Here is a 9,670-nt window from a genome sequence, read left to right on the forward strand (position 1 = left end):
GGCCCCCTCGGCCCACTGGTCCAGTGCCGGGTGGGTGTAGTGCTCGTAGTTCGGGAACACGTAGTAGCGGTGGCGGTACCCCAGTTGCACCAGCTTCTCGACCTGGCGGGTCACGCCCGATACCGGCACCAGCTCGTCGGCCGCTCCGTGAAAGATCGCCAGCGGGACGTTGCGGACGTTGTCCAGCAGCTTTCTCGTGTGCTGGGTCCGGGCGTCGCCGTCGTTGCTCTGGACGTAGCAGGGCGATGAGCCCCCCGACGCATAGGAGTCGCAGCCCGGGAAGTCCAGGCCGGTCCAGGCCCCCTGGGTGACGGGGGCGGCAACCGAAAAGGCGGCGGCGAACCGGTCCGGATACAGGATCGACAGAAGGTAGGAGGCCCACCCGCCCATCGAGTGCCCCGACACGTAAACCCGGTCCCGGTCGACCGGCCACAACCGCGTGGCGTCGTCCCACACCTCGTTGAAGTCGGCGTGCCCCTCGCCCAGGTACCAGGTGGACGTCCCCCGGCCGCGAGGGGCCACGACGATGCTGCCGTTGGCTTCACCGAGGTCGGCGAACACGCGGGGGACGACGTTGCCGGCGCCGTGCGTGTTGCCCCCTCTCCAGTGCATCCAGAAGGTCAGCGGCAGGAGCGAGTCCATCCGGACGGCCTCGGGCAGGTAGAGCCCGTAGTGCTGGTGGATGCCATCGCGGGAGCCCTCCGACGAGATCGCCTCCGAGGAAGTGAAGACCCGATCGTGGTATCCGGGGCCGGGTGAGTACCGCTCCGAGTGCCCGGACGAAAGCTTCGCGATGTCGACGTCGACGCTGAAGTCGTCGATGCTGCGGCTGTGAAGAGCGATCGCCTGCCGCTGATCGAACCAGGTCCTGACCGGCTCGTCGGTCCGGAAGGCGACGTTGGCGGGGTTCGGCCCCACGCTCAGCGTCTTCAGTTCGGAGGTTGCGGGGTCGAACAGGCCCGTTGCCGCAGAGAGCTTCAAGCCCTCGCCCGCGCCCAGAAGCGAAAGCGGGACGGCGGCCTCGATGGCGTTGACGAAGCCGGACGGGTTGACCTTTGCCTCGACGGCGGTCTCAGTGCCGCCGGCCAGGTCGTGTGCGCGCGCAGCCCCGTGGGCCAGAAGCACCGCGACCTCGGCCCCTGTGGTGATTCCCGAGTTGAAACCGGCGTCGCGGCTGCCGCCGGGGACCGTGTCGGCGAGCAGCAGGACCGCGGTGTCCGTGGGAGCCGCCATCGTCGTGGTCCGGGCCAGCACGTGCAGCGACTGGCCGTCTGAGGCCAGCCTCAGCTCGAGCAGGTCGGCGGCCGGCTGGAACCCGGCGTCGCCGTAGTTCTCGGGGCTCCAGATCCGGGCCGACTTGAGCTCGTCGGGGGCGTTCTGTCCCAGCGACTCCAGCCGCCGCGCCTGCGGCACCGCCCGCTCGGTCTCCCGGAACTGCTCCTTGCGTCGCGCGTCGGCGCCCTCGTCGGATCCCCATGAGTCGAAGATGTGGTCGGTGTAGACGAGCTCGCCGCGGTCGTGGACGACCGTTCCCCCGAAGCCGGTGCCGGACCCGGTCCAGTCCGAGATGTCGCCGTCGACGGTCTTGGGAGTGGGGACCACGGAAGGCAGGGGCGCCAGCGACGAGGATCCGCGCGGAGTGGAGGCGTGGGTCGCCGGGAGCTGCTCGAGCGCCGACGTGTCCTGCGCGCTCGCCGCGGGAGCCGCGGAAGCGACAACGGCCAAGGCGAGGGCTGACGCGATCCGGCGGCCGCGCGGCGGCATACGACGACGTCCCATGCCCCAGTGTTCGCCGCTGCGGGGGGCCGATCCTGCCGGGCCGCGGGGCCCCGCCCGAAGGGCGTGCCACAATCCGTCATGTGACCCTAGGCGAAGCTGAGCGGGTGCGGGCGCGGGTGGTGGTGTCGGGTGCCGTCCAGGGCGTGGGGTTCCGGTGGACCGCTTCCCGGCAGGCGCGCGAGCACGGCGTCGCCGGGTGGATCAGGAACAACGACGACGGGACGGTCGAGGCCGTGTTCGAGGGGGTCCCCGCCGCCGTCGACCACATGATCGCGTGGTGCCGGAAGGGCCCGAGGTCCGCGAGCGTGGCCGGTGTCGGCGTCCAGTGGGAGCCGCCCGAGGGGCTGACGGCCTTTGAGTGAGGCCCGGCGGCCGGGGCCCAATTCCGGCTGATCGTCTTTGAGTGAGCCCCGTCCGGGGCCCCAGTTCCGGGCTGACGTCGGTTGCTGCCCCTATCCTGACGCGGTGCACCTCGACTCCTTCACCCTGCGCGGCTTTAAGTCGTTCGCCGACAGGACCCTCATCGAACTGGACCGCGGCCTCGTGGCCGTCGTCGGCCCCAACGGGGCGGGCAAGTCCAACCTCATCGACGCGCTGATCTGGTGCCTCGGCACCCTGTCCACCCGGGCGCTGAGAGCCGAGCGCATGGAGGACGTGATCTTCACCGGCACCATCGGCCGTCCGGCGCTGGGCATGGCGCAGGTGTTGCTGACCTTCGACAACTCCTCCAGGACCTTTCCCATGGACGCGTCACAGGTCCAGATAGGAAGGACTCTCTTCCGCGACGGCGCCAGCGAGTACTCGCTCAACGGCGCCACCTGCAGGCTGCTGGACGTCCAGGAGCTGCTGTCGGAGGCCGGGATCGGACGGGAGCTGCACGCCGTCGTCGCCCAGGGGCAGGTGGACGAGATCGTGTCGGCCTCCCCGGAGCAGCTGCGGTCGTTTGTGGAGGAGGCCGCAGGGATCTCCAAGCACCGCCGCCGCAAGGAAAAGGCTCTGCGCAAGATCGAGCAGGTCGACGCGGACATCGCCCGCGCCGCGGACCTGCTCGGCGAGCTTCGCCGCCAGATCCGCCCCCTGCGTACGCAGGCCGACCAGGCGGTCCGCCACAAGGAAGTGAGCGAGCGGCTGCGCGAGCTGAGGATCCGCCTTCTCGTGGGAGAGCTCGAGGACATCGACCGGGAGCGGGCCCGCAGCACCGGGGGCCGCGAAGCGGCGTCTTCCGCTCTTGCAGAGCTACGGACGCGACAGGAGGCGCTGCGAAACGAGCGGGCGCAGGCCGAGGCGCGTCTGGACCAGGCCCGGCTGCGCGCGGCGAAGATGCGAAGGAGCCTGGACCACCTCCGGGCAGCCCAGACGTCGGCCCTGCGCGCGGTGCTGATCATGCGGGAGAGGGCCAACGCCGCCCCAGACGCCCGCCGGCGCGATGCGGTCGCTATCAAGCGCGTGGCCGTCGACGCCGAGGAGGTGCAGGTCCGGGCCTCCCTGGAGTCGGCTCAGTCCACGCTTGCGGAGCGCGAGGCGCAGGTGTCGGCCTTGCGCTCGTCCAAGGCCGCCGCCGACGCCGAGACCGCGGAGGCGTCCGCCGGGCTGGCTGAAGTCCGACAGGAGGCGACGCGCACAGAAAGCGAGGCGCGGTCCGCGGAGCAGACGGCCATCACGGCAAGGGCGGAGGCGGCCGCGGCCTCCGAGAGGCTTGACCGGGCAGACGACCGCATCTCGCGGCTTCAGCAGCAGGCCGACCTGCTCCGCCGGGACATCGAGACGCTCGACTCCGATTCCGGACGAGCGGGCATGACCGTCGAACGGCTGGAGGCCGAGCGGACGCAGTCCAAGGTCTCGTTTGACGAGGCCGACCGCAGGCTCCGCGCCATCGACTCGGAGCGCGCGGTGCTGTCCGGACGTCTGGAATCGCTGCGCGTGGCGCGCGACCTGACGGCGTCCAGGCGGGCGGGGGCCGAGGCGTTCAAGACGGGACACGGCGTGGCCCACGGGGTGAGGGGCATCCTCGGCGACTCGATCAGGGTGGCGTCCGGACTCGAGGCCGCAGTGGAAGCGGTCCTGGGTCCGGCCGTGGACGCGCTGGTCGTGGCGGGGGCCTCGCTCCCGCGGGCGGTGAAGGCGGCCGAGGACGAACGCGCCGACGTCCTACTTGCCTCGACCCAGGCGGCCGTGGAGACACAGCCGGCTCCCGCTGGCGTTCGCAGGCTGTCCGAGGTCGTGGAGGCGCCGGGGTGGATGCGCGGCACCGTCGATGCGCTGCTGTCCGGAGCCGTGCTGGCCGACGACTGGGACTCGGCCGTCAGGCTGGCGGCCTCGCATCCCGACAGGACGTTCGTGACAAGGGAGGGCCGGGTCCTGTCTCCGCGTGGGGTGTCGCGGCCCGCCCGGTCGGTCGGACACGGGGTGCTGGGACTCGGACCGGCCATAGACAAGGCCGAGGAGGCGTCCCGCAAGCTCGATGCCGAGATCGGCCGCTGGACGACCAACCGTGACCGTCATCGCCGGGACCTGCAGCGCATCGAAACCGAACTCGAGGAGTCGCGCTCGGTGCTGCACGAGATGGAAGGACGCATCGCCGCCGCTGCCGACCGCCTGCGCGAGTTGGGGGCCGAGGAGCACGGAGCGACGCTGGAGCGCGACCTGGCTTCCCGCGACCGGTCCGAGAGGCTGCGCACGGCCGAGTCGGCGACCGCCCAGCGCCAGGACCTGCTCGCCAGCGCCGCGGTGCTCCGCGAGCAGGAGACGGTGCTGTCGGAGCGCATGGCGAAGGCCGGCGAGTCCGCCGCTGCTCTGGAGTCGGAAGCGGCGGGGATCCGCGAGGAGCTGACGGAATGTTTGACGACGCAGGCGTCGCTCACGGAGCGGCTGCGCGGACTGGAGCGGGCGCGCGAGGAGCTGCGTGCCGAGGAGGCGGTGCACGCGGCGCCCCGCACCGACCCGGAGGAGCTGACCGCCGCGGAAGCCCTGCTTTCCTCGACTGAGACTCTGGCCGCGGCCTCCCAGGAATCGGTTCGCGAGCTTCTGGCCCGCGAGGAGTCCGTCGAGCAGGAGCTGCGGACGGTGGCCGCCGAGGTTTCCAAGGTCGACGTCGAGGTGACCGCCATGGAGCCGCGCGCCCTGCGGGCCGCCGAGGACATCGCGAGGCTGGACGTCCGGGCCGAGGAGATCGGCTCCCGGCTGGCGCGCGACCATGACATCCCGCCGTCCCGGGCGCGGGCGGAGTTTCCGCTGGACGGAGACGCGGAGGCCCAGGAGGCGGAGGCGTCGAGGCTGGAGGCCGAGCTGCGCCGGATGGGTCCCGTGAACCCGCTGGCCGCCCAGGAACTGGTGGCGCTCGATGAACGGCAGGCGTTTCTGGAGGCCCAGATCGAGGACCTCCGGCGGTCCCGGCGCGACCTGATGAAGCTGGTCCGCGCGGCGACCGAGCGCATGCGCGAGATGCTCGTGACGGCCGTCCAGGACGCCGACGTCCGCTTCCGCGAGGTGGCCGGGCTGCTGTTCCCGGAGGGAGACGGCCGCCTGCGCCTGGTCGAGTCCGAGGAGGACCCGCTGGAAGGGGGTCTGGAGATCGAGGTCCGCCTCGGGCGCAAGGGACACCGGCGCCTGGCGTTTTTGTCCGGAGGCGAGAAGGCTCTGGCGGGACTCGGCTTTTTGTTCGCTCTCCACCTGGCGCGGCCGACGCCGTTTTTGGTCCTGGACGAGGTCGACGCTCCGTTGGACGACGCCAACCTCGGGCGATTCCTGAGACTGCTGGACTCCCTGCGCACCCAGACACAGGTGCTCGTTGTCACGCACCAGAAGCGGACGATGGAGCGGGCGGACTCGCTGATCGGCGTCACGCTGAACCCCGACGGCACCTCCCGGGTCGTCACGCAGAAGCTCCAGGAGCCGGCGGTGCGTGACGGCGAGGAGGCCGGGCGGGTCCTGTCCTGATCGGCTTCGCGTAGCCTGGACCGGTGCCCGAGTCCGTCGCCGGTTCGACCTTCGCCGTACTGGCCCTCGCGGCGGCGTTGGCAGTCTCCGTCCTTCTCATCCGCAGGTGGGGCGTCGAGATCCAGCAGGATCCTTTCGCCAGGCTGATCCGGACCATGGCTCTGCCCCTGCTCGCATCCACGGGAGGCGACGAGGGGGACAGGCGGAGGTGGTTCCGCCGCCGGGACCGAGAGGCCCAGCCCCCGGAGGAAGGCTCCGAGGACCAGGCCGCGCCGGCGGACGACGATCCCTCGGGAGGGCTCGCAGCCGCGGCCGACACGCCCCCCGCCGCGGCGAGCGTTCGGGAGCGCCCAAAGCCGGGGGCACCACCGGACGGCGCAGTTGACGACGCTCCACGTACCGCGGCTCCCGCCCGGCGCCTGAAGTCCCGGCGCCCGCCGCTGGACCACGTGCCCTTTCAGGCGTCGGACTCCGAGACGCCGGAGGAGCGCCAGGAGCGGATGCGGGACCGCTTCCGCCGCGGGATGCGCAAGACGCGCGACTACCTCAACCGCGACGTCAGGGAGGTGTTCGGCCCCGGACCCGTGCCCGAGGCCTTTGACGACCTGGAGGACGTCCTGGTGCGCGCCGACCTCGGCGTGATGACCGCCAGTGCGCTGGCCGACGAGCTGCGCGAGCGCGGGCGCGACCTCACGTCCGACACGCTTCCCGACGCGCTGAAGGAGTCGATGCGCACCTTCCTTCAGGACTTCGACCGCCGCCTGCGCGTCAACACGCACGGCCTGTCGGTCTGGCTGGTGGTGGGGGTCAACGGCACCGGCAAGACGACGACCATCGCCAAGCTCGCCCGCCACGCCGTGGATCAGGGATTCACGGTGTGTCTGGCGGCAGCCGACACGTTCCGTGCCGCGGCCATCGACCAGCTGCAGACGTGGGGCGAGCGGGTGGGCGTGGACGTGGTCCGTCAGCACCCGGGGGCCGACCCCGGAGCGGTGGTCTTCGACGCGATGGCACATGCCAAGGCCCGGGGTCATGACCTTCTGATCGTGGACACCGCCGGACGGCTGCACACCCGAACCCCGCTCATGGAGGAGCTGCGCAAGGTCAGGCGGGTCATCGACCGGGAGCCGGACCTTCTGACCGAGTGCCTGCTGGTGCTGGACGCCACGACCGGGCAGAACGGTGTTACGCAGGCGCGTGCGTTCCGTGAGACCGTCGAGGTCACGGGACTGGTCCTGGCGAAGCTGGACGGGACCGCAAAGGGCGGCATCACGTTCGCCGTCGAACGGGAGCTGGGGATCCCGGTGAAGGTCGTCGGTCTGGGGGAGAAGGCCGAGGACCTGGCCCCCTTCGACCCGGAATCGTTCGTCGAGTCGTTGTTTGAAGACGTCCACGGCTGAACCCGCACCAGTAGCGCCCCGACCACAGCCCGCAGCGCGCATGCAGGACATTTCCCTCCCGCGCAGAAAGCTGTGGCATGCGCCGGACGATCACCGCCCTAGCGGTTGTGCTCGCCGCTGCCGTCCTTCCGCCTCCAGCGTCCGCCTCGCACGGGCCGAACCTGGACGCGATGGACGACTACCTGATCGCACTGGTGAACCAGGGTCGCGACGACCCCGTCCAGAACCCCTCCGGCGCCCGGTGGGGCCTCGCCCTGCACATGGGCCTGGCTCCCAAGGCGCGCCAGCACTCGCGGTACATGATCAACACCGGACGCCTGAGCAACGACAACCTGGCGGTGCGGGTCTCGACCACCGACCCGGACCCTTTCGAAGCCAACGGCCCCCCCGACGACGGCTTCACGGCCTCCTACTGCGAGAACGTCGCCAAGACGTCGCGGATCCCGTCCGGAGTGCGCATAGACCGCAGGATCGTCGAGGACGTCTACGCGGCGTGGCGTGACTCCCCCGGACACCGCGCCTGCATGTTCGACGAGACAGCTTCCGGCTACTCCGTCACGGGGGCCGGTTTCCAGGAGCAGACATTCGCGGACGGCGACTACGCGATGTGGGTGACGCTCACGGTCGTGAAGGACACCACTCCCGGCGACTACGTGCCATACCCGCCGCCGTCTCCCACCGCGTCGCCTTCGCCCAGCCCCACGCCGACCGTCACCCCCGCTCCAACGCCGACGGTCACGCCCACGCCCACCCTTACTCCCGATCCAACACCAACCTCCACGTCCCAGCCTTCGCCGACGTTGACTCCGGCCCCCAGTCCGTCCGCTTCGCCCACACCCAGGCCCGTGTGCTTCCGAGTGCTCGGCCTCCGCGTGTGCATCTGACTTGCGGAGAAAAAAGAGGAATGCCCGGAAGGGCGGCGAACACCTGCAGCGAGAGGGGAACACTTTGCGCCCGCAGAAGATCTTCACAGCCTTCGTTGCAGCAGCCGTGATAGGGACGGCAGCCCCGGCCGCGTCCGCCGCCGAGACCTGCCGCTTTGACGCCGGCATCTCGCCCGGCGCATCCGTTTCCAAGACGTGCGAGATCGTCAACAACGACCCCGGCCGCGACGCGACCTTCTACCTGCACGTCAACCAGGCCTCGATCAAGGTCTTCAACGCAAGCGACCAGGACGTGACCAGCACGGCCGACGGGCGTACCTTCCTCGGATTCTTCACTTTGTCGCTTGCGACGGAACGGGTTCTGACGGTGTCCACTCCCACGGGAGACGAAAGCGACGACGCCGACCTGGCGAAGCTGCCGGCCGCGCACAAGCAGACGTGCTCCGACAGGCCCCTTACCGCGCTGACCGGCGACCGCTCGAACTTCGATGGCACCTACTGCCGAATCGGCAGGGTCCGTCGCGGCAACTACGCGTCGCCCGGCTTCGATCGCAGGGCCTTCACGGTGTCGCTGAGCATGGCCGACTCCGGCGACCAGTCCAGGTTCATCGGCTGGTACATGTCGTTTGGCGAAGTGATCACGGGGATGGTGCCCGCCGCCTCCGACTGCGCGGGCTCGTGCCTGCCCGTCTACGAGCGCTGATGAGACGACTCGTCGCAACCGCCTCGGTGCTGGCGATGCTGATCGCGTCCGCCCCCGTAGCTTCCGCCCAGCTGTCGGCGGTCCCCATCTGTTCGTTCACCGGGTCCATCTCCCCCGGCACGTCGATCGAGAAAAGCTGCATAGCCGCCAGCCCTGTCTTTGCCGACACCACGGTCTCCACCTACGTGGACCAGTCGTCCATCCGCGTCTTCGACGAGCGCGACAGGGTCGTCACAGGTCCCGACCGCGACACCTTCATCGGGTTCTTCCGCCTGTCCTTGTCCACACAGCGCATCCTCACGAGCGGGGATCCGGCCAATGAGACCACGGACCCGGACGTCGCTCCCCAGCCCCGCGCTGCGGCGCCTTTCCGGCCCACGTGCGTGGACCGGAAGCTGACCGAACTCACGGGCGTTTCGCCGGGCTCCGACGCGACTTCGTGCCGGGTCGGGCGCGTCCGGGCAGCCGGGACGCCCTACTTCACCCGGGAGTACGTGGAGAAGCTGACGATGCTCGACACGGGCGACCAGACGAAGTACGCCGGGTGGGGCATCCAGTTCGACGAGTTCGAGCGGTACTACACGCCCGCCCTGCGTGACTGTGGCGTTGCCTGGGCCTGCGAGTCCCGGGGGCTCAGCCTGTACGAGCGGTAGCAGCCCGCACCCGCAGTGAGGGGTCTGCGACTCTCCTGACCCTCACAGGTAGAGGCCGGTCCCGCTCCCGTCCAACCGTTGGGACGCGACCGCGTGGATCTCACGCTCGCGCAGCAGGAGGTACTCCTCGCCACGGATCTCCACCTCCAGACCGGAGTCCGAAAGCATCAGGACCTGGTCGCCCGACTCGATCTGCCGCACCGTGGGACCCACAGCGACCACCTCCGCCCAGATGCAGCGCTTGCTGACGCTGGAGGCGGTGGCCGGGATGAGCAGCCCGCCCTTCGTGGTCCTCTCGCCGTCCGCCCCGGGGGC

8 protein-coding genes are annotated in these 9,670 nt (G+C 70.4%); 6 read left to right on the forward strand and 2 right to left on the reverse strand.

Annotation, left to right across the window (positions count from 1 at the left end):
• Positions 1-1,779: prolyl oligopeptidase family serine peptidase (locus VNE62_11635; protein ID HVE92930.1), on the reverse strand; the 1,779-nt coding region annotated here is incomplete at its 3' end.
• Positions 1,780-1,859: 80 nt separating this feature from the next.
• Here VNE62_11635 and VNE62_11640 point away from each other — a divergent pair.
• The 6 genes from VNE62_11640 (at position 1,860) to VNE62_11665 (ending at position 9,355) form a co-directional block, all read left to right on the forward strand.
• Positions 1,860-2,141 carry an acylphosphatase gene (locus VNE62_11640; protein HVE92931.1) on the forward strand — a complete coding sequence of 94 codons (282 nt, stop codon included), beginning with the start codon at positions 1,860-1,862 and terminating at the stop codon, positions 2,139-2,141.
• 103 nt (positions 2,142-2,244) lie between these two features.
• The gene (gene smc / locus VNE62_11645; protein ID HVE92932.1) at positions 2,245-5,715 is read left to right on the forward strand and encodes a chromosome segregation protein SMC; all 3,471 of its coding nucleotides are present in this window, start codon (positions 2,245-2,247) and stop codon (positions 5,713-5,715) included.
• Positions 5,716-5,738: 23 nt separating this feature from the next.
• Positions 5,739-7,115 carry a signal recognition particle-docking protein FtsY gene (gene ftsY, locus VNE62_11650; GenBank protein HVE92933.1) on the forward strand — a complete coding sequence of 459 codons (1,377 nt, stop codon included), beginning with the start codon at positions 5,739-5,741 and terminating at the stop codon, positions 7,113-7,115.
• 77 nt (positions 7,116-7,192) lie between these two features.
• On the forward strand, positions 7,193-7,999 hold the full coding sequence (locus VNE62_11655; protein HVE92934.1) for a hypothetical protein: 807 nt from the start codon (positions 7,193-7,195) through the stop codon (positions 7,997-7,999).
• Positions 8,000-8,063: 64 nt separating this feature from the next.
• Positions 8,064-8,702: a hypothetical protein gene (locus tag VNE62_11660; protein HVE92935.1), complete on the forward strand. Its 639-nt coding sequence runs from the start codon at positions 8,064-8,066 to the stop codon at positions 8,700-8,702.
• Entirely contained in the window at positions 8,702-9,355 is a 654-nt protein-coding gene (locus tag VNE62_11665) for a hypothetical protein (protein HVE92936.1), read from the forward strand. The genes VNE62_11660 and VNE62_11665 overlap by 1 nt, the downstream gene beginning before the upstream one ends.
• Before the next feature lie 42 nt (positions 9,356-9,397).
• On the opposite strand, the gene VNE62_11670 is transcribed toward VNE62_11665, so the two are convergent.
• Positions 9,398-9,670: co-chaperone GroES (locus VNE62_11670; GenBank protein ID HVE92937.1), on the reverse strand; the 273-nt coding region annotated here is incomplete at its 5' end.

It is taken from the genome of Actinomycetota bacterium (assembly GCA_035536535.1).
Lineage (GTDB): Bacteria > Actinomycetota > JAICYB01 > JAICYB01 > JAICYB01 > DATLNZ01.

Excerpts from the sequence above, each read along its gene's own strand:
- VNE62_11655 (HVE92934.1), top strand. The coding sequence starts at position 7,193 with ATGCGCCGGACGATCACCGCCCTAGCGGTTGTGCTCGCCGCTGCCGTC.
- VNE62_11665 (HVE92936.1), top strand. The coding sequence starts at position 8,702 with ATGAGACGACTCGTCGCAACCGCCTCGGTGCTGGCGATGCTGATCGCG.